Below are 22,026 nucleotides of genomic sequence, written 5' to 3' on the forward strand. Positions count from 1 at the left end.
TATGAAATCTCAAAATAATTCTTTTTTAAATTATTTTAGACCTAGTATGTATATAAATAGTTTTGAAAAAATAAATATTTTTTCTTTGGTAAATCAAAATATAGGCACAATTTATTGTGATTTAGATAATACTTTAGTTCCTCATTTTAGTCGAAAACCAAATAATAATGTTAAACAATTTTTAAAAAAAGTTAAAAATGAAAAAATTCATATTTGAATATTATCAAATAATTCTAAAAAAAGAGTTTTTGAATTTTGTAAAGAATTAATTGATGAACATATTATTGATGGTTATATTTCTAATGCAAAAAAACCACTAGTCTATAAGGTAAAAAAACATATGAAAAAAAATCAAATATTACCAGAAGAAACAATAATTATTGGTGATAAATTGCTTATAGATATTTTATTAGCTAATAGATTAGGTTGTAAATCAATTTTAGTCCATCCATTATTAGAAGTAATTTATGATTTAAAAACCAATAATAAAAAAATTCAAAAATTTATTGAAAATATTATTTATTTAAAATTAGAAAAAAATAATTTTTTAAATATTAATTCATTAAACCAAGAATTTATAGATGGCGCAAATGAAATTCTTTAATAATATGAATATAAATAAAAAATGTTTGGGTTGTGGTGTTTTTTTAACAAATATTATAGATAAAATTGGTTATACACCTGTTATAGAAAAAGCAAAATTATGTCAAAGATGTTTTAAATTAAAATACTATAACCAAGATACATTTAATCATAAAAAAGACGATATTGAAAAGCATGTTACTAATGTTTTAAATAAATTTGATTTTTCTGATAAAACTACTTTTTATGTTTGTTCATTTTCTCAAATATTCTTTAAAAAAAATGAAATTTTAAAATTAAAAGAAAAATCAAAAAAATTTTTTTTAATTATTTCTAAAATTGATTTATTTACAGATATCTTTGATATTAATTTATTAAGTAGAAAAATAAATGATTTAATTGATAAATATGATTTTAAAGTTAAAAAAGAACAAATTATAATATGTTCGTCACTTAAAAAGTTAAATTTTAAACTAATAGATAATGCATTATTAAAAGCATCTAAAATCAAATCTAAGGTAGTTTTTTGCGGTCCTACTAACTCAGGAAAATCTTCAATAATTAATTGAATACTAAAACATCAAGAAAATTTTAAAAATGATTTTTTAACAACAAGTTATTATAAAAATACAACCCAAGACATAAAACAAATTATAATACCTAATTATGCTACTATAATTGATTTACCTGGTTTTATTGATAAAAATAGTTTTCAAACATTAATTTCAGATGAAAATTTAAAAAATTTTTCTGGATCAAAATCAAAATTTGTTAATAAAGTTTTTCAAATTAAAAATGATCGTTTATTTAAATTTAAAAACTTTGCTGAAATAATTGTTATTGTTGATAATGAAAAAAATAAACAAAAAAATTTAATTTCTTATTTAAACCAAAATGTAGAAATTTATGGGCAAAATTTAAAAAATAATAAAATTAATCCTTTAATAGAAAATAAGAATAAAAAAATGGCACAGTATGAATACATTTTGAAAGATGACTTTAATATTTTATTTTTTGATAATTTAGGTTTTATTGTTTTAAAAAATATTTTGTTATTAAAAATAAATATGGATAAAAATATTTCTAAACCAATTTTAATAAATAATTCAAGGTTTTAAATGACAATGAAAAAAGTAATTATTTATGGAGGCAGTTTTGATCCATTTCATAAAGGTCATTTAACAGTAGCAAAAATTGCCATGAACAAAACAAAAAGTGATTTATTGTATTTTGTTCCATCTTATACAAATGAATTAAAACAAAATTCTTTAATTTCTCATTTTAATCATCGATGTAGAATGATTAAAAATGATATAAATAAATATAAAAAATTTAAATTATCTATTTGAAATATTAAAAATAAAAATTTATATTCAATAAATTTAATAAATTATTTTCTTAAAAAATTTCCAAATAGTAAATTATATTTGTTAATAGGTTCAGATCAATTAAATAATTTTCATACATGAAAAAAAGCAAAAGAAATTTCTAAATTAACTAATATTATATGTGTGTCTAGACCAAAAAATAAAATTAATAAAACTAATTTGAAAAAATTTAAAATTCAAATTATTGGTAATTCTAATATTGATATTTCATCATCAACATTAAGAAAGACTTCTATTAAAAAATATATGAGTCAAAAAAATATTAATTATATTAATGATAATTGATTATATACAGATGATAGAATTAAAAGGTTTTTGTCTAAAGAAAGATGAGAACATTGCAAAAGAACTGCAATTTTAGCAAAAAAATTAGCCATAAAAAATAATTATATAAAACCTAATGATGCATATATAGCTGGTTTATTTCATGATTTAGCAAAAGAGTTTACTGATAATGAATTAATCTATTATGCTAATTTACTTAATATAAAAAAATACACATCAATAAAAACATTACATCCATATGTTGGTTATTATTTTATGAAGTATTATTATTTATTTAAAAATAAAAAAATATTGCAAGCTGTTTATAGACATACTGAACCTATCAAAAATAAAATTTCAAAATTAGATAAAATAGTTTTTGTTGCAGATAAATGCGAACCGGCTAGAATTTTTCAACAAAAAAAATTACCTTTTAATGTTAAACAAATTGAAAAAATAGCAAATAAAAATATTAATTTAGCATTCAAAATATTAAGCAATATAATAAAAAATTATTTTGAAAAATCAAAATCTAATTAATATATATATGTCTGTGTGTACAAGCAATTTCATTAAAAATACATCAAAATTTTTAATTAAAATACTTTTATTAACTATTTGAAAATTTTTAAATTATAAAATGCAATTTATGACATTTAAGTTTACAGACTTAGTTAAAAAAAATAAATAATTTTATAAAATTTATTAATAAACATTTTTTAAAGACTTTTCATTTATGATGTTTTGAATAATTTTAAAATAATCGATAGAACGCTCTATGAATGGTAAATGTCCAGTCCTCAACATTTGAATAATTCAAATATCTTTAACATCATGTTTTAATCTTTTAATTGTTTTTTTTATGGGTAAAATTGAATCACATTCTCCTAAAATTAAGAATGTTTTAGTATCTAAGTTCTTATAATTATTTTTAATGAATAAAAGTTCATTAAAACTTCCTAATTGATTGTTAAGTAATAAAAATGCATTTGCATGATCTTTATAATATTTTAAATCGTTTTTTAAAAGCATTTCTCCATTAATTGGATCATCATAAATTGAACGTTTATCAAAAAACAATGAACGTGAAAATTTATATAAAAATTGCTTCATTTTTTTAGGTTTAGGTCTAAATGTTGTTTTAAATTTTATTCCTTTATAAACAGATGTTGAATTCATAGGTGACACTAAAATAAGTTTATCTACTATGTCTTTTGATAGCATATTGGTGGCACAAACTGCAATTGCTCCCCCCATAGAATGACCTATTAAAATAATTTTACTAAAATTCATTTTTTTAATTCAGTTAGCCAAATATTTAGCATAATATGATACTTTAAGCTTTTGAGGATTATAAGATAATTCTCCATGTCCTGGAAAAACTATAGAATAATAATCATTATCAGAAATTTGGTCACTAAACGAGTTGTGATAATAACAATTTGCTGCATAACCATGACAAAAAATTATTGTTTGTTGATTTTTATTTTTAGCAGGCCGGTAATAATATTCAAATTCATCGTTTATAAAATATTCATATTTATTCATTGATTAATCTTTTCATTTAGTATTTATTCATTCAATTCTAATGTAAATAGTTGAAGATTTAAAATAAATTATTTTATTTATTTAACATATTTAACAACAAATTCTTTTAAAATTTTAATAGATTCAAATAATTTTTTCTTTTCTTTATTATTAAGATCTATTTCGAGAATCATTTTAACACCATCACGTGTTAAAACACTAGGAACACCAATAAAAATATCTTTAAATCCATATTCTCCATTAAGATAAGTTGAAACTGGTAAAATTTCATAACTATTATCAATAATTGATCTTAAAATTGCTGCAACACAATTACCAATACCATAATATGTTGCACCTTTATTATTAATAATTTTATAAGCTTTTTTACGAACAGGTTCTTCTAATAATTTTTCATAATTTTTACTGTTAATTTTATGAATTTTTTCTAGTTTTGATAGTGGAACGCCTTCAATTTTAATTTGAGAAAAGGCAACAACTGAAGAATCTCCATGCTCGCCTAAAACATAAGCTTGAACTGCCTTAGGAGATACACTAGCACGTGATCCAATGAAATGTCGTAATCTAGCAGTATCTAATGTAGTTCCAGAACCAATTACTTTATTTTTTGGTAATCCTGAATATTTTCAAAATGTATATGTCATAATATCTACTGGATTAGAAACAATAATAGCAATTCCTTTAAAACCAGAATTTTTAACTTGTTTAGCAATTTCTTTCATAATATGGACATTTCCTTCAACAAGTTGTAATCTAGTTTCATTGGGTTTTTGTGGTCGACCTGCACTAATAATTACAAATTCTGCATCTTTTAAATCTTTATATTCTGCTTTATAAATATTAAATGTTCTTTGATTTGTTCAACTTGCATCTTCAAAATCTCAAATATTTCCATCCCTTATTTTTTCATTTATGTCAATAATTCCATAACTTCCTGATAAACCTTGGTTAATTGATGAATATAAAAAAGAATTACCAACAGCACCTGATCCAATTGAAATAACATTAATTTTTTTCATAAATAATAAACCTACCTTGAATATGTTTCAATTAAATAATTTTTATTTTTGATATTTCATTGCATAAAATTTTTAAATGGATTCCACTTTTCATAAAAAATTATGAATTCATTATTTTTATTTCAATATCCTGATTTTGGTTGAACAATAGTTAATGGAAAAATACTACACAAAATAATTCAATAAATTATAAAACTAGCAATTATTCCAGGAGTTTCAACACTTTTTATTGACAAGAAATTAGTTGATAACAAATTGTTAAACTCTTTGATAGCATCATTATAAGTAGTTATACCCTCATTTCTAATTGTTTCTCCAACAATTTGAAAATTACCAGCAAAATTACCAAATGGACTTACAAAAGATGTTAATGAACTCATTAAAATTTCACCAATCGTATACCCTAAGTATCCAATTCCTCAAATTAAACCAGCAGCAAAACCCATGTACCTAGGATTTGAATTTATTAATTGTTGAGGAATTGTTAATAAAATAGGTTGAACACTTCACAAAAAAAACCCACTCAAGAAAATAAAAATTAACATAAAAACTAAAGCTGCTGTATTATCATAACCTCCAAAATAACCGCATAATAATGATATTAACATGCATAAATAACCAAAAGCAAACATAAAACGAACAAAAAAACGACGTTCAAAAATTGTTTTCCCGAAATTTGCTAATCAAAAAATTCCAAGAAAAAAACCAGCCACAAATAAACAAATAAATGTTGGTCAAACTCAATATCAACTTGATGTATTAATGTTCTTAACATTTGGGTTTAAAGCATTAGCAATTGCTAATGCTTTAAAATTAGCCGGTGACTGTTCAATAAATGTTCGCATAGTAGAAGAAGTAATAAAAACAACTGAAATTAATCAAATTGAAAACATTCCAGCTAAAACAAGTGTATTTTTTTCTTTAATAACTTTTCCTAAAGTTATTTGTTCATTACTTGGCGAAATTTGTGACTTTGAACTTTTATTTACCATTTCAGTTCCGTATAAGACGTATAATACAAGAATAATAAAAACTAAAATGACAAAACTAGACAATATTGCAGTTCAAATAATAGAATTTCCATTTACTAATCCAATTGCACCTGGAATTACAAAAAATATATTTGCAACAAAAGCACCGCCATTAAATCCAAATTGATTAATTGTCATGTACTTTGCTTTTTCTTTGTTATCCATTCTAGAAATAATTGAATTAGTATAAGTTATTAGTGTTGTGCCGCCCACTGCTAAAAAAATTCTAAAAATAACAAACAATGACATACCTAAAGTTGCAACTCCATCAGGAGACAAACTGGCACCACCAGCAATAGATAATGCATTTCAACTTTGATTTTGCGAAACTATTATAAAAGGGAAAGATAAAACCATTAGTGATAAAACAGTTATAACTGCATACTTATGGCCAATCTTGGCTATTAATCAACCGGCTAAAATTGAACCAACTGCCCTTCCTAGTGTTATTGTTCAATTTAAAGAACCTGAAACTATAGCTGATGGTGGTGAACTAAAAAAAGTTGCCCCTCATCCATTTGCATTTGTAGTTCCAAATCCTGAACCTTGAAAGTTAGAAATTGAATATCATTGAACAACAAAAAGAAAATAACCAACTAATATTAATCCTCAAAGTAAAACTAATTTTTTTTGAGAGTATTCATTATTTTCTTTTCTAATTTGTGATGTTGAATTAGACAAAACTACTTGTGAAGTACAATGCATAGTACTCATCACCAATCTCCATTAATTAAATTTTAAGTTAATAAAACTAACTTTACAAAATAATTTATAAGACATCCATGATCATTATATAACTAAATTTTTTAAAATTTTATTAATCTAATAATTGGCATGTAAGTAGGTATGTAATGTTAATATGCAATTACAATTAAAAGCAAATTACAAATTTATTAATTCTTTTAATGTCATCAAAGGATCAAGTGAATTATTTTTATAAATGTCTTTGTTATTACCACTTCCTGGAAAACATTTAAAATTTTTAACTAATATTTTTACATCTTTTTTATGTTTAAATTTCAAAAAATCATTTGACAAACCTAAATCTCCATAAATTTCTTCAAAAACACAAATATTTTTATATTTATTAAAAATTTCTTCTAATAAATTGGGTTGATATGAATTGATATATATCGCATTAATTACATCAACTTTAAAATCATTATCTAGAATTAAATCTAAAAAAATATTAACTCATTTTCCATATGTCACAATAGCAAATTTATTTTTATCATTTGTATTAATAAACCTTCATCTTTTATTTTTAATAATTTCTTGAATTTCATTTCTATCATGCTCATTTAGTGATATAAATGGTAACATTTTTGGATATCTAATTGCAAAAATATTATTTGTATTTGATTCAATTGAGAAATCAATCAACATTTTAGCTTCCATTATATTAGATGGAGATGTAATAATTGTATTTGGAAATGTTTTTAAAAAACTTACATCAAAAATTCCATGATGAGAATCCCCATCTCCTCCAGATATTTCTGCTCGATCAATTAATAATGTTAATGGCAAGTTTAAACGAGAATGATCATGAAGTAATTGATCATATGACCTTTGTAAAAAAGATGAATAAATTACTACTATTGGTTTTAGTTTCTTTATAGACATACCACTTGCCATACTAATAGCATGCTCTTCTGATATACCTACATCTAAATAATTTTCTTTGTGGATTTTTGAAAATTTTAAAAAACCAGAATTATAGGTCATTGCTGGATTAATTACATAAATACTTTTGTTTAAATTAACCCATGCTAGTAAATGTTCACTTAAATATTCGCCAGTTGTTTTTATTTTTTTTGATTCTAAATTTGATGAATGATTTATTCCAATTAAATCTTTTTTATTATTATTTAAACCTTTACCTTTTTCAGTTTTAATATGCAATACAACTGGTTGAAATTTTTGATATCATTTTGCCTTTTTAATTGCAATAATTAACTTTTTAATGTTATGCCCATTAATTGGCCCAATATATTGGTACCCTAATGAAGTAAATATGTTACCACCATATAATAACTGTCCAATTTTATGAAAATTTTTGTATAAAAAAGAATAAATATTTTTGCCAAATTTAGTATTCCATAGTAATAAATATAAAAATTTTTCAATAAAACTTAATAATTTATTAGTTTTTAAATTTGAAATCATTAATGGAATAGAACCTACAGATTTTGAAATTGACATTCCATTATCATTTAAAACAATTATTGGTCTTAAATCTCTAAAACTAATATCACTTAAAGCCTCACAGGCCATACCATTAGCAATAGCACTATCTCCAATAATTGGAACAACATATTTTTCATTAAATTGAAATGTTTTTTTTAATTTTTTTAATTTCTTTAATTTCTTTTTATTTTTTTCTATTCTAAGAAAATTATTTATTAAAATTTCTCATTTTTTTTCAATTTGCTTTTTTTCAAATTTAATTGATTCTAAAAATCCACTAGCAATTGATAAAGAATTACCAGAATGCCCCCCAGAATAATAATCATAAATTGATTCTTTCATATTTTGCATACCTGCAATACCATTTGTATCTCTAATTGTATGCATTAAATTTTTGCGACCAGTTAAAATTTTATGAACATAAGCTTGATGCCCTGTATCATAAAATAAAATATCTTTATTTAAATCAAATTCTTTGCTTAATGCAATAGTTGTTTCAATTATTCCCAAATTACTTCCTAAATGAATATTTTTGTTTTTAGAAAGTTCAATAATAAAAGATCGAATTTCAAATGACAATTGATTTAAAAATTTTTTATCAATCTTTTTAAAATCGCTATATTCATTTATTGAATTTAAAATATTTTTACTTTTATTTGTCATAATTTAATTTTATTTTTAATTTAATATATACATTTTCTAAGGGTTAAAATTGTTTTAAAAATAAAATTAAAATTTGGAGAATTTGCATTTTTAAAACTTGAATATGAATTGGACAAATAATCAATTTGTTTTTCCACTAATAAAATCAAATTATCATATTTTGAAAGTTTTTCTTCTTTTTTAAGAATTTTTAGTTCATTTGTATGTAAATCAATAAAATTAAAATTGATTAATGATTCTAAACATTGTTCAATTGCAAGTAATTCTTCTTTAAGATTAATTGAATGTGTAGAAAAAATTTCAGTTAGTTTTCTTGCATTTTTTTTAGAAAATTCATTGTAAAGTTTTTCAAAATTAAAATATTCAATTTCTTTATTATCTAAACTAATATCAGCTATTTTTTTACTTGCAAAATAAATGATTTCTTTGAAAACATTTATTAATTCATTGTTTTCATCACATGGTGCTTTTTTTATTTGACTATTATTAATGCTTGTGGTTAAAATATTTTTATTCTTATTAATTCAAAAATAACAAATCATTGCTAGTAAATTATCAAAAATCTTCATTTTATTGAATTCTTTGTATAAGTCAAAAAAAATATGATCATTTTTAATAAATTTTTTTTTAACTTTATTAACATGCAAAATTATTGGTTTAATGTTAATCTTTAATTTCTTCATTTTTTAAACCTATTTTTTCAATTTCTTCTTTAAAAATATTTAATAGTCCTTTAATTTTTGCATAATCCATTCTTGTTGGTCCAACAACAGAAAGTTGATGTTTTGTTCCGTCTTCAGAATTAAAAGCTGTTGAAGCAACAGAAACACCTTCAACACCTATATCATCACCGAAAGTAATAATAGTTTTTCCTGTTTTTTGTTGATTGTATGCAATTTGTTCTCAAATTGATGTATTTTCCAACAAATCTATTATTTTAATCAATTTTTCACGATCTAGAAATTCAGTATTTTTTATTAAATTTTTTGTTCCATAAATATTGCTTGTATATTTTGTATTGAAATCAAAAATTTTATTTACAATTTCTTGAATTACAAATTCATATTCATTAACCATTTTTTTAATAATGTTTTTTAATAAAATTAATTTTGATGGTATCTCAGAAAATTTTGTGTCTAATAATCGATCATTAAAAACTTTTACACAAATAGAAACATCATTATATTGTTGTAAATCATCAAATTGAATTGTTTTTTTTACAACATTACCTGAAGAAGAAATAATTAAAACTAATGCCAACTTATTACTCAATTTAACAAGATCAATTCTACATAATCTTTCATCTGCATTAATATGAGTAACAATAGATGGTAGTTGAGTAATTTCATTAATAAAATTTACAGAAATTTCAATAACTTCATTAATGGTTCTAGTTCTATTATTTAATATTTTTCTTAATCTACTTCTAATATTAAAATTAATATCTGGTTCTAAAAGATGTTCTTCATAATATCTATAACCATTTAATGATGGCATTCTTCCAGATGAAGTATGTGTTTTTTCCACAAGATTCATTTTTTCTAAAAAAAACATTTCATTTCTGATTGTTGCACTTGAAAGATTTTTAAAATACTTATCAATTAAAACTTTACTACCGACAGGAGCAGCAGTGGTAGTGTACTCATCAATAATTGCTTTTAGCAAACGATTTTGCCTATCTGTTAATTTCATAAAATGTATCTACAAAATTTATCTATAAATATATACTATATTCATAAGATTTTAAATATAAATTTTTATTTTTACATTTTAATTAATTGTTATGTAGATAATATATTATTTTAAGAATGAATAAGATTTTAAAAAATAAATTAAAAAATGCTCCAAAAACATATGGATGCTATATTTGAAAAAATAAATTAAATGAAGTTATTTATGTTGGAAAAGCTAAAAACATATATAAAAGAACTCATCAATATTTTTTGACTTGTAAAGATAGCAAAACACTTAAACTAGTTAATGAAATTTTTGATGTTAATTTTATAACTGTTCAAAATGAAAATGAAGCATTAATTTTAGAAGCAAATTTGATAAAAAAATACAAACCAAAATACAATGTATTACTTAAACATAACAATGGTTATCCTTACTTTCTTGTTACTAATGAAAAAAAACCAAGATTTTTATATACACATGAATTTAATCCAAAAAAAGGCAAATATTATGGACCTTTTGCTAATTCAGATATGAAAGCATATGAGATTTATAATTTATTAATCAAATTGTTTCCTTTAAGAAAATGTAATTCTAGTAAAAACAAAAAATGTTTTTACTACGATTTAAACCTTTGTATGGGCGCTTGTGTAAATGAAGATACATTAGAAAAATATGAATTAATGAAAAAGAAAATTGACAATTTTTTTACAAATGGTTCAAATGAAGTGCTAAATGAATTAAAAATTAAAGAAAACTTAGCAGTTGAAAGGTTAGATTTTGAACAAGCAAAACATTATTTAGGTTTGCAAAATGCAATTAAATTATTTTCAAATAAGCAATTAATTAATTTAAACAACAACAAAAATAATGCTGATGTTATTGGTTATACATCAATTGATAATTATATTTGCATTGTTATATTTTCATATGTAAATGGAAAATTAATAAACAAAAATTCAACTATTTCTAAGTTTGCAGGTGATACCAATGATGCTATAAGTAGTTACTTATTTCAATATTATACTAGCAATAAAAAACCTAAAAAAATATATGTTTCATTAAATTTAACAACATCTAAATTGTTGGAAAATAATTTAAAAATAATTATTCTAAATCCTGAAAAAGGAAAGATGAAGAATATTTTAGATTTAGCAATTAAAAATGCCAAAATTGAGTTAGATATAAAATTAAAGTCAATTTTGTTAAAAGAAGAACGAACAATTAAAGCTAATGAAGAACTAGGCAATATATTAAAAATAAAAAATCTTAAATCTATTGAGATATTTGATAATTCAAATATTTTCAATGTTAATAAAGTTGCAGCAATGGTTGTTTATGAAAATGGAGAACCTAACAAAAAAAAATATCGAAAATATAAAATAAAAAATGAAAAAGCTAAAAGTGATTATGAATGTATGTATGAAATTATATATAGAAGATATTTAAGACTAATCAAGGAAAAAATAAAATTTCCAGAATTAATTATTGTTGATGGAGGAAAAATTCAATTAAATGCTGCTCATAAAGCATTAAAAGAGTTAAATATAATTAATAAAACAAATCTTATTGGTTTGGCAAAAGATGAGAAACATAAAACATCATATATTCAAACAATTAATAAAAAAATTAAATTAGATAAAAATTCTAATATTTACTTTTTTTTAGCAAATATGCAAGAAGAAGTTCATAAATTTGCAATAACTTATTTTAGAAAAGAACATCAAAAATCTATTACTAATTCAATTTTAGATAAAATTACAAATTTAGGAAAAATAAGAAAAAACAAACTATTAACTCATTTTGGAACAATTTCTAAAATTAGTAATGCTACAATTGAAGAGTTAAGTCAATTTGTTCCAAAAAAAGTTGCTATTTCTATTAAAGAAAAATTGAAAAAAGAAAATTATTAAAATTATGACAAAAGTTTTGTGTGTTTCTGATACTCATGGCAGAAATGAAAAGTGAATTGAATTAATAAAAAAAGTAAATCCCGATGTTGTAATTCATTCAGGCGATCATTGCACCGATGAAAAAATAATGAATCAATATGCAAACTTTTGAGTTTCGGGAAATAATGACTATATTGGTAATGAAATTGAAATTTTTAAAATCGAAGATATTAAATTCATTTTAATGCATGGTCATCAAGCTAATCGATTTAATCTTGAAAAATGAAAAAAAGATTTAGTTAAAATTGCTTTAAAAAATAATGCTAATGTTTTAATATATGGTCATTCGCACATCCAAGATATAGATAAAATTAGTGACATAATAACAATTAATCCTGGTTCATTGGAATTGCCAAGAAATGCAGAAATGTTACCATCATATGTTACATTTATTGTTGATTGCAATAAAATAATTAACTTAGAAATTCATTTTTATGAATTTACATAAATTGCTAAACTTATTTTATTAAACAGATTTTTTTACATATAAAGGTTTTAATTCAAAAATATTATCAATTTCAATAAAATTTTCTAAGTTATTTAATAAGCATTCTGAAATATTTACATTTGAATAATTTTTATATAATGGCAAATCAAGGTTGTTTTTGCATATTTCTTCAAATTTTGTATTTTCCAAAATTTTTATAGTTCCAACATTGTTTTTATATACGCAACAATATTCTTTGTTACCTCTAGCATCTAGAACACTAATACCATTAGCGAATGGAACTTGGAATCTTAAAGAATCAATTACATTTAAAGAACAATTTTTATTTAAATAGCATCATGTTTTAGCCAATATACAACCAACTCTAACACCCGTAAAACTTCCAGGACCGATAGTTAAATAAAACTTCTCAATTTGTTCTCTTTTTACCTTATTTTTATTTAAAAAAACATTTAAATATTCTAAGGCAATATCAGTTAAATTATTATTAGTTGGTATTGAAAAAAAATTAACAATATTGTTATTCTTATTTAATAGAATTAAATTTAAATTCTTAAAAGAAGAATCAAAAAAAAGTTTGTATTTTTTCATATATAGATAAGTACTTATTTGTATTATACATATTCAATAGATTTATTGATGCTTAAATTTAAGGTATTTAATTTTAATTTAAATTCTTTAGTAATAGGTGCTTGAAAAAATAATTTTTTTCCAGTTTTGGGGTGCGTAAATTCTAATTGATAAGCATGAAGATATTGATTATGTTTTTCTAATTTTTGAGACTTTATTCCATATATAGGATCATTTAATATTCAATGCTCAATAAAACTCATGTGTACCCTTATTTGATGTGTTCTTCCAGTTAACAATTCACATTTAATCAATGCATAGCGACTATTTTGATCTAAAACATAAAATTTAGTGATTGATTTTTTAGGATTTTTAGCATTAATAACACTAAATCTTATTGTATTATCACCTTTAAGTCTACCAATAGGAGCATCAATTGTTCCTGTTGTTTCATTAAATGGATAATTCACTATTGCTAGATAAAATCTTTTCATGTCACGATTTTTAATTTGTTCTTGTAAGTTAGACATGGTAAAAAAGTTTTTGGCAATGACAATTAATCCTGTAGTATCCTTATCAAGTCTATGAACCATATATATATTGTTTTTGCAATTTAACTTTTCATATTTTTCTTTATTAACATGGTGCAAAACAGCATTTAGCAAAGTAGTCGTTTTGTTATGAGATGTTGGATGTGTAATTAAATCTTTAGGTTTATCAATAATTATCAAATCATCATCTTCATAGATAATATTTAATGGAAATTCATATGGTTTTAATTCAACTTTTTCTTCTAAAAAAACTTTGGAATCATAATTAACTTCTACAATATCACCTGCTTTTAAAGAAAAATTATTTTTAATAACAATTAATTTATTAACCTTGACATATGAATTTAAAATTAAAAAAGAAGTTTTATTTCTTGATAAACTTAAATAATTAGCTAAAAAAATATCTAATCTTTTTTCATTTTTATTTAATTTAATAGTATGTTTAGTCATTTTTTATTTTTCTATTAAGGAGTTTTCCTTACTAAACAAGCAATGTTGATTTGTGTTATTCAATTTTTCTTCAATTTTATTATTTTGTTTTAGTTTTTTTTCATTTTTTGATTCTTTAATTAAATCAAAAATAAAAAAATAAATAGTAGTAAAAAATAAGATTATGAAACCAACAACAATAGCTGAATCAGCAAAATTAAAAATTGCACCGCCAAATCAAAATTGAAAATAATCTAGAACAGAATGATCACCAGAAGTTAAACGATCTAAAATATTACCAATAGAACCAGCCATAATTAATGTTAATGGAATTAGTAAACTAATTTTATGATTGAACAATCAAATAACTAAAATTACTACAAAAACTGTTATTTGCAACAAATAAACTAAAGTTGTATTATCGTTGAATGCTCCGAAACCAATACCAGTATTTTTTATAACATTGATATTAATAAAGCCAGTATTTTGAATTATACCTTTGTTAATTTCGCCCAAAAATCTTTCACGTAATCCAAAAACAATAGCTAAAACAATAGCAAATATGACTAATAAAATTATTATTTTTATTCAACAATTTTTTTGAGTATTACTTTGAATAAAATTATTTTTTATTTTTTTAAATTCTTTTTGAACATTTAATTTTAAATTTTTCATAAATTAATAATAATTATAAATTTAACACAATCTTTTTGAAAAAGATTGTGTTATAGTGTCATTTTAATATGGTGCCGAATACAAGAATTGAACTTGTCTTTAGTGCTTACCATGCACTTGTTTTACCACTAAACTAAATCGGCATGAAGACTATTTTTCTCTTTTTGTTCTTAGTCTTCTAATTTGATCTAATGTTTTTTCAACAACTTTATTTATGGCTGTTAAAACATCAGAATTATGATCTTCAGAATGAATTTTATGTGAACCTAAAATAGAAATATTTAATCTAACTGTAAAACTATCTTCATGTTTGAAATACTCTATTTCAGCTTTTGTGTATCCTTGGTCAACATCTTTAAAACGATAAATTTTATTTAACTTAGATTCAAAATATGACCTCACCGCAGGTGAAGGGTGAGCTTCCTTTCATCGAATTGAAAACATTGTCATATACCTTTTAACTTGTTTTATTTTTGATAATATATTCTTTTAGCAACTTCATTAGCATCAGTTTTAGATGACAATGTTTGAATAACTTTTAGAGCAAATTCAAAAACATATCCTAATGACATTGCAGTAATAAAATTTTGGCTAACAACAATTGGGTCTTTTGAAAAATTTGTTCCTAATCTATTTGATTCATCAGGAAAACAAGCAACTTTTGCTGTTTTTAATAGTTTAAGTTCATGAAAAACAATGGGAGATGAACAAATACCAAGCAATCATTTTTTAGATTCATTAAATTTTGTTAAATGTTCAATTAATTTTGGCTCTAATAAAAATTTTTCATAACCTTTTCCACCGGGCAAAAAAATTGCATTATATTGCTTTAAATTTGTTTTATCAATTGTTTGTGTACATTTGATAGAAACACCACCTTGAAGCAAAACACTATTTTTTTTCTCAATTGAAATCAAATCAACAACAAAATGAGCACGTCTTCAAACATCAATTGGAACAATAAGTTCTATATCTTCAACACCAGTGGCAACCATTGCAGCAATTCTAATTTGCTTTTTTAATGGTTTTGCCCTAAGATTATTATCAGTTATTTTTGAATTCATATTAAAAATTTGCTCAACAATCTAAATCTTATAAGAACACAATCTAAGATTTCTTTTTATTAGATTCTGTTGTTTCTTTGCTTGCATCACTATCAACACTTTCTTTTTTGTATTCAACATCTGGACTTAAAATTTTTTTAAAATTATTTAACATTTTCTTATAAAAATCTTCAGTGCCAATTTCTTCTGGATTAAAAAGTGTCTCTAATTTATCCTTCAATTCTGACACCAAATCATCGCTTATATTTTCCATTGCTTTTGAACTTTGAACATAGTTGCTTAAAATCAATTGAATATAATGCTCTAAACTAGTATTTTCAGGAAGTTGTTTAGTTTTAATAATTTTCTTTAAACCTTCTTCCAATGATTGTTTTATCGAATCAGAAATTTCAATTTCAATTTTATTTTTTTTAATATCAGACATAAAGTAAATTTGAGTACATTTTCTATAATTGTATTAAGGTTTTATGATAACCCTATAATAATTGTAATATTTATACCCTTTCAAAAATGAAAAATTTATTTTTTTTGAACTTGTTGTTGATTAATAGCATTAAGTGGTTGCGTTTTATGCTGTTGAACTGTTTGATTTTGCCCCAAATTTTTTTGAACTTGTTGTTGATTAATAATTTTGTTATTAACTGAAGAAGCATTATTAGAAAAATTATTTGTTTTAATATTTTGAGTATTATTAACATGCTGCTTAACTTGTTGATTCAAAACTTGAATTTGTTTTGTAGCTACTTGTTTAGATTCTAATGAACCATCGCTAACTGCAACAGAAGCATGTCGAATTACTTTATCATGCATCATGTATCCAGAAATCTTAACTTCAACAACTGAATTTTTAGGCAAATTAGATTTAGTTGTCTCTAAAGCACTCATTTTATATTCATCGAATTGATCTCCAGGTTTAATTTCTATTTGATGTATTTCTAATTGTTCTAATCATTTTAAAAATTGATCCAATGCCATTTTAAATCCAGAAACATAATTTTTTATAGCAGGATCTTTGCTAGCAAAATTAATTGCAAATTCTATTGTATCAACAACTTTAAGTACACCATTAGCTGCCTTTTCCATTGCAAATTTTTTGGCATTTTCAATTTCTTCTACTTTTCTAGCATCCATTTCTGCAATTTTTTGAGCTATTTCTTTGCTAGCTCGTTCTTCTAATTTTTGAATTTTATCTTGGATATCTTCATTAGCCTTAGCATAAATTGCACTAGTTTTTTCAAACTCTGATACTTGAACCTTATAAAGGTTAGATAATTCTTTTATCAATTCGTCAAATTCATTACGAATTGCTTTAATTTTTGTATTCATGTTATTATTAACAAGATTAAGTAAATTTTGAATTTTATTATCAAACTCAGATGATGAATTTTCTTTAATAGGAATAATCTCATCAAATTGTTCCCCATTATTTTCTTGATTTTTTATCTCATTATCATTTGCTTTCATGTCACAATCATTTTGAACTTCAGCAAGATCATTATTTTCAAGTTTAATTTCATTTTCTTTTTTTTCTTGAATTTTAATTTGGTTATTTTTAATAGCGTTCATATTTTTGGAAGTTAAATTTTGAGTTTGTAAATTTTCATTGTTATTAACTTTTAAAATTTTTTCATCTTTCTTTTTATTTAAGTTCATACAAAATTACCCTTTTAAATTTTATTTTTTTTATTTTTTTTAACATTTAAATCTTTAAATTCTTCAGAAATATTTAATTCATTGTCTAAATTAAAACTACTTTCAATTACTTTGACAATAGATTGAGAAATTTCATTAAATTTATTTTTGTTAATATTTATCAAATCCTTTTTATTTGTTGAATCTAGTTCTCAAATAGGAATTAATTCCGAACCAACAGATTTAATATATTTAATAACATTTTCATTTTTAATTTCTCACGAATTATTTGTTTTTTTAGATTTAGTTTTTTTACTCACATTTGCATATCTAATTTTAATAATAAGATCACCTTGGTCTACTTTTTTATTAGTATCGATATCAATATGTTCAGGCAAACCATAACCACTGATAATAATTACATCATTATTCATTAGGCCACGTTTAATTTTTAATTTACAAATATCATTAAGTGTTGGAATTAAAATAAATCCACCATCTGCGGCCACTAATGGATCAACCATGACTACTGTTACTATATCATTATCACGAGGTTTAAAAAACTTGCTTTTAACAACTTCATAAACAATTCTTAAATCACCCTTGATTAATGAATTATGTACATGCCCAAATCCTGGATATAAGTTTTCATAAATTTCTTTATCAGTAACTGGCAAACGAAGGTCTAAACTCATTAATTCTTTACAATATGTTTTACCCTTGCATTGTTTGCATGTTTTAGCAATTAATTTTCCAAAGCCATTGCAAGTTGTACAATTATTCATTAAGAAAGGTGATTTATTACATGTAAAACACTCAAAAATAGAATTGGCTTCATTGATATCATTACCATTACCATCACAAAGATTACATGGAATTTTTCTATAATATTTGATTTGTTTTGAAATTCCATTAAATAATAAAATTTGATCAATCTGAATTCGATATTCAATGTTTAATTCTTCACGCTTTGGTATTTGCAATAAAGAAATTGGTTTTTCAGATAAACTATTTTTAATAATTGATGTTGTTTCTAAATCAATTGATGAGAAATCAAAATCACTTTCATTTAAAACAAAAAATTCATCATCGTTTTCATTTTTACTTAAAACCTGTTTTTCATTAATAATAGTCGTAGAATAATTATTAAGAATTTTGGCAACTAATGATGTTTCATTGTTACTCAAATCATTTTCTTTTTTATAAGTATCAACATTAACAATAAAATCATTATTAAATTCTTCTTCAATAATTGAAGGTTCAAATTTAACTTCATCGCTTTTATTATTAGATTCTTTTAAAATTTCACTTGACTCATTTTCTGGTTGATTCAATAAAACTTCTTTTGTAACATTTTCATTTGTATCATTTTTAGGGTAATCATTAGTATTATTTTCATTAATTACTAATTTTTTATCTAAATCATTTTCAACTTTGTCATTAAATTTATCTACTGGATTCTTACTTAAAAATGATAAATCAAACATTGAATTTCCTAAAGATGAAATTCCTGAAGAAGTTGGCAAAGGATCATCATCTTTTTTTACTTCTTCTTTTTCTTCTTTAGATTCTAATTTATTTTCATTTTTAACTAAAGAATCTTCTTCTTTAACTTCAGGTTTTGGTTCTACCTCTGTTTTATTAGTAGGTATATCAATGTCTACTTTAATTTCTTCTTTTGCTTCAAATTCAGAGTTTAAATTAGTTTCAGGTTCAATTTCTTTTTTATCATCTTGTTCTATTTTTTCAATTACCTCAGATATGTTATCTAAATTAGAATTTGATTTTGTTATAGTTTGATCAACTTCAGGAATTCATTTTTGATTTTCATCAAAATAACCTTTTCATTGTCAGTCATTATTGTCATCATAATAACCATAGTAAGAATCACCAACATATTTAAGTCAAAATTCAACAGGTTCATCTTCTTGATTTGGCAAGTCATTAGCAATGTCAAAATCTGATGAATTTACTACTGGTTCATCAGAAAAAGGATTATCAAAATCTAAATCATTAAAACTAGAATTTTCATCTTTTTTAATTTCATCAGAAGAAGTATTTTCAAAAGTAAAATCATCAGCAGCATTTTCAGTTTGTTTTTCTGACAAACCTTTTTTAGCACGCTTAGCCGCTTTTTTTGCTTCCTTGGCTTTACGTTTTTCTTCTTTTTTCTTGGCATTCTGTTCATGCATGAATTTTTCTATTTCATCTTCATGCTCATCTAGATCATCTTTTTTCTTCTTTTTCTTTTTTTTCTTTTTATCAGTATCAAAATCATCACTAAAAAATGATGAGTCGTTTTTAATTGTTTCGAAAAAAGATGAAAAAGCATCAGTGGCATCAAAACCTTCTGGGCGACCATCTATACCATCATGACCCCATTTATCATAATTGGACCGCTTTGTTTTGTCACTTAAAACTTCATATGCTTCATTAATTTCTTTGAACTTTTCTTCAGCACCTTCTTCTTTGTTTCGATCAGGGTGATACTTTTGGGCCAATTTTCTAAAAGCTTTTTTTATCTCTTGATCATTTGCTTCTCGGTCAACACCAAGAATTTCATAAAAATCCTTTTTTTGAGACATCTTTAATAAAACCTAAAAATTACAAAACTAAAAATAACTTTAAATAAATAAAATGTTTTAAATGTGAAATAATGACTTATTTTGTGTATTATACAATAAAAAAAACTAATAATTTCTCCTACTAACTTTTAAAAATATTTGATTCATTGTACTCAGCATCTTTATTTGTTAAATTGTCACTTTTTTTATCAAAATATGATTCAAATGTTTTATTAATAATTTTATTCATTTGATCGGTTGTTAATTTTTTAGTTTCAATTAAATCATTAAAATCATCTTCTAATTGATTATGAACTGCATTCATTATTAATTCATTATGATTATTACTTATTAACATTTTTTGACGCATTTTTCTACTCATAACATCATTATTATCCTTAACATTTAATGAAGAAGTTAAATTATTTGGAAATATATTGGAATTATTGATCTTTAAAATAGATGTAATATTATTGCCTGATAAAATAGTTGGTTCATTATTAACAACAATAACATCAAAACCAATTAATTCATCCTCTGTAATATTAATTCCATAAACCAAATCTAAATCTTTATTGCCACTTATCTGTTTTAAAGTTGTAACAGTGTTTGAATATAAAGTGGAAGGAGTTTTGGAATTAACATAAAATAAAACCAAAGCAGATGATGCATTATTTAAATTTTGCTCAAAAATTAATTGATTACAAGTTTGTTTTAAAATTTTATCAACATCTTTTATTTCATTATTGTTAAATCTTATTTTCATGCTTGCAAATAAATTAACATTATTTTTATTTCTAAAAAAATTTTTTACATCAGCTAAATCAATATTTTGATGATATGGTAATAAAACAATATCACTAATAACTTTAACTGATTGTCCAATTTCATAGTTAGATCTTGAGTAAACATCAAACAATGATAAATTATTTTTAACGTTTTGATATAACACTTTTTCATTACTAATAGTTGTAATTGCGTCTGCAGATTCTTTTAATTCCTTTAAACCATTTACTGCTTTTTCTAAAGCATGTTTGCCCTCACCACTACTTGGCATTGTTATAAATGCTAAAGTTAATATTCCCATTGTTTTAGCTATTTTTGAAACAACTGGAGCACCACCTGTCCCTGTTCCTTTTCCAAACCCAGCTATGATGATACAAATATCTGTTCCTTCTAAAATTTGATAAATATTTTTTTCAAAATCTTTCATGGCTAATCGGCCTGATTCAGGATTTCCTCCAGATCCCATTCCTTTAGTTATCTTTGATTCTATTAAAAAACGATTTGATTTAGATTTTAAGTACTTTAAGTGTTGTGAATCAGTGTTTAATTGATAAAAAATAACATTGTTTGAAATCGACAATTTGTTAGCAATAAATTCAACAATATTATTGCCTGCCCCACCAATACCAATGACTTTTATTACTGGTTTATTTTGTACATTTTCAACATTTGATAAATTTTCTGTTAATTGAATAATATCTGTTGGTTTAAATGAAAAATCTTTTGATTCAGTTAGTAAAATTTCATAATCATCAATTGTTCTAGAATCATTATCATTGTTGTCAAAATTTACAATATCTAAACTAGAAGTTACTATGTCACTAGTTTTAGTTTTGCTTACTTCATAAGTTTTTAAATTAAAATCATTGTCTTTTTTCAATACTTTACTATTTTCATTTAAACTATCATTATTTGTTTTTAAAAAATCTTGACTAAGATCAGAATCAAAACTTGATAAAACATCTTTCATATTGTTATTTTTTTTCATTGTTTAACTCC

At 22.9% G+C, this 22,026-nt stretch carries 20 protein-coding genes and 1 tRNA gene; 5 read left to right on the plus strand and 16 right to left on the minus strand.

Going from position 1 to position 22,026, the window contains the following annotated elements; all coding sequences use genetic code 4:
- Position 1 precedes the first annotated feature (1 nt).
- Genes T383_RS0100930 through T383_RS0100940 form a run of 3 tightly spaced genes read left to right on the plus strand, consistent with a single transcriptional unit; the run spans position 2 to position 2,774 of the window.
- Positions 2-604: a YqeG family HAD IIIA-type phosphatase gene (locus T383_RS0100930; RefSeq protein ID WP_033159777.1), complete on the plus strand. Its 603-nt coding sequence runs from the start codon at positions 2-4 to the stop codon at positions 602-604.
- Between the two features lie 4 nt (positions 605-608).
- Positions 609-1,700 carry a GTPase gene (locus T383_RS0100935; protein WP_156940229.1) on the plus strand — a complete coding sequence of 364 codons (1,092 nt, stop codon included), beginning with the start codon at positions 609-611 and terminating at the stop codon, positions 1,698-1,700.
- A gap of 6 nt (positions 1,701-1,706) precedes the next feature.
- Positions 1,707-2,774, plus strand: a complete 1,068-nt coding sequence (locus tag T383_RS0100940) for a nicotinate-nucleotide adenylyltransferase (RefSeq protein WP_169735586.1) — start codon at positions 1,707-1,709, stop codon at positions 2,772-2,774.
- 165 nt (positions 2,775-2,939) lie between these two features.
- Here T383_RS0100940 and T383_RS0100945 read toward each other — a convergent pair whose 3' ends face one another.
- The 6 genes from T383_RS0100945 to hrcA form a co-directional block, all read right to left on the minus strand.
- Positions 2,940-3,782 carry an alpha/beta fold hydrolase gene (locus tag T383_RS0100945; RefSeq protein ID WP_033159780.1) on the minus strand — a complete coding sequence of 281 codons (843 nt, stop codon included), beginning with the start codon at positions 3,780-3,782 and terminating at the stop codon, positions 2,940-2,942.
- A 77-nt stretch (positions 3,783-3,859) separates the two neighbouring features.
- Positions 3,860-4,801, minus strand: a complete 942-nt coding sequence (locus tag T383_RS0100950; RefSeq protein WP_033159781.1) for an L-lactate dehydrogenase — start codon at positions 4,799-4,801, stop codon at positions 3,860-3,862.
- Between the two features lie 11 nt (positions 4,802-4,812).
- Entirely contained in the window at positions 4,813-6,546 is a 1,734-nt protein-coding gene (locus T383_RS0100955; protein ID WP_033159782.1) for an MFS transporter, read from the minus strand.
- Between the two features lie 168 nt (positions 6,547-6,714).
- Positions 6,715-8,682 (minus strand): 1-deoxy-D-xylulose-5-phosphate synthase, encoded by a 1,968-nt coding sequence (locus T383_RS0100960; RefSeq protein WP_033159783.1) that lies wholly within the window; start codon positions 8,680-8,682, stop codon positions 6,715-6,717.
- 20 nt (positions 8,683-8,702) lie between these two features.
- On the minus strand, positions 8,703-9,365 hold the full coding sequence (locus T383_RS0100965) for a hypothetical protein (protein ID WP_033159784.1): 663 nt from the start codon (positions 9,363-9,365) through the stop codon (positions 8,703-8,705).
- A complete protein-coding gene (gene hrcA / locus T383_RS03965) occupies positions 9,346-10,374 on the minus strand; it encodes a heat-inducible transcriptional repressor HrcA (protein ID WP_033159785.1) in 1,029 nt (342 codons plus the stop codon). The genes T383_RS0100965 and hrcA overlap by 20 nt, the downstream gene beginning before the upstream one ends.
- 116 nt (positions 10,375-10,490) lie before the next feature.
- Here hrcA and uvrC point away from each other — a divergent pair, with 116 nt between their 5' ends.
- Together uvrC and T383_RS0100980 are read left to right on the plus strand one after the other, a co-directional pair.
- Positions 10,491-12,269, plus strand: a complete 1,779-nt coding sequence (uvrC, locus tag T383_RS0100975) for an excinuclease ABC subunit UvrC (protein WP_033159786.1) — start codon at positions 10,491-10,493, stop codon at positions 12,267-12,269.
- 4 nt (positions 12,270-12,273) lie between these two features.
- Complete coding sequence (locus T383_RS0100980) at positions 12,274-12,756, plus strand: YfcE family phosphodiesterase (protein WP_033159837.1); 483 nt, start codon at positions 12,274-12,276, stop codon at positions 12,754-12,756.
- An 18-nt stretch (positions 12,757-12,774) separates the two neighbouring features.
- Here T383_RS0100980 and tsaB read toward each other — a convergent pair whose 3' ends face one another.
- The 10 genes from tsaB to T383_RS03715 form a co-directional block, all read right to left on the minus strand.
- On the minus strand, positions 12,775-13,347 hold the full coding sequence (gene tsaB / locus T383_RS0100985; protein WP_033159787.1) for a tRNA (adenosine(37)-N6)-threonylcarbamoyltransferase complex dimerization subunit type 1 TsaB: 573 nt from the start codon (positions 13,345-13,347) through the stop codon (positions 12,775-12,777).
- A gap of 23 nt (positions 13,348-13,370) precedes the next feature.
- Positions 13,371-14,327, minus strand: coding sequence for an RluA family pseudouridine synthase (locus T383_RS0100990; protein ID WP_033159788.1), 957 nt, complete (start codon positions 14,325-14,327; stop codon positions 13,371-13,373).
- Positions 14,328-14,330: 3 nt separating this feature from the next.
- A complete protein-coding gene (gene lspA, locus T383_RS0100995) occupies positions 14,331-14,981 on the minus strand; it encodes a signal peptidase II (protein WP_052663933.1) in 651 nt (216 codons plus the stop codon).
- 69 nt (positions 14,982-15,050) lie between these two features.
- A tRNA-Thr gene (locus tag T383_RS0101000) sits at positions 15,051-15,124 on the minus strand.
- Between the two features lie 7 nt (positions 15,125-15,131).
- Entirely contained in the window at positions 15,132-15,425 is a 294-nt protein-coding gene (hpf, locus tag T383_RS0101005) for a ribosome hibernation-promoting factor, HPF/YfiA family (RefSeq protein ID WP_033159789.1), read from the minus strand.
- 23 nt (positions 15,426-15,448) lie between these two features.
- A complete protein-coding gene (locus tag T383_RS0101010; RefSeq protein ID WP_052663935.1) occupies positions 15,449-16,045 on the minus strand; it encodes a DJ-1/PfpI family protein in 597 nt (198 codons plus the stop codon).
- 43 nt (positions 16,046-16,088) lie between these two features.
- Positions 16,089-16,469: an MPN121 family protein gene (locus T383_RS0101015; protein WP_033159790.1), complete on the minus strand. Its 381-nt coding sequence runs from the start codon at positions 16,467-16,469 to the stop codon at positions 16,089-16,091.
- Positions 16,470-16,564: 95 nt separating this feature from the next.
- Complete coding sequence (gene grpE, locus T383_RS03705) at positions 16,565-17,698, minus strand: nucleotide exchange factor GrpE (RefSeq protein WP_052663937.1); 1,134 nt, start codon at positions 17,696-17,698, stop codon at positions 16,565-16,567.
- Positions 17,699-17,712: 14 nt separating this feature from the next.
- Positions 17,713-20,262 carry a terminal organelle assembly protein TopJ gene (gene topJ / locus T383_RS03710; protein WP_052663939.1) on the minus strand — a complete coding sequence of 850 codons (2,550 nt, stop codon included), beginning with the start codon at positions 20,260-20,262 and terminating at the stop codon, positions 17,713-17,715.
- 121 nt (positions 20,263-20,383) lie between these two features.
- Positions 20,384-22,015 (minus strand): FtsZ/tubulin family protein, encoded by a 1,632-nt coding sequence (locus T383_RS03715; protein ID WP_052663941.1) that lies wholly within the window; start codon positions 22,013-22,015, stop codon positions 20,384-20,386.
- Positions 22,016-22,026: the final 11 nt, after the last annotated feature.

Source organism: Mycoplasmoides alvi ATCC 29626, assembly GCF_000701785.1.
GTDB classification, from domain to species: domain Bacteria; phylum Bacillota_I; class Bacilli_A; order Mycoplasmatales; family Mycoplasmoidaceae; genus Mycoplasmoides; species Mycoplasmoides alvi.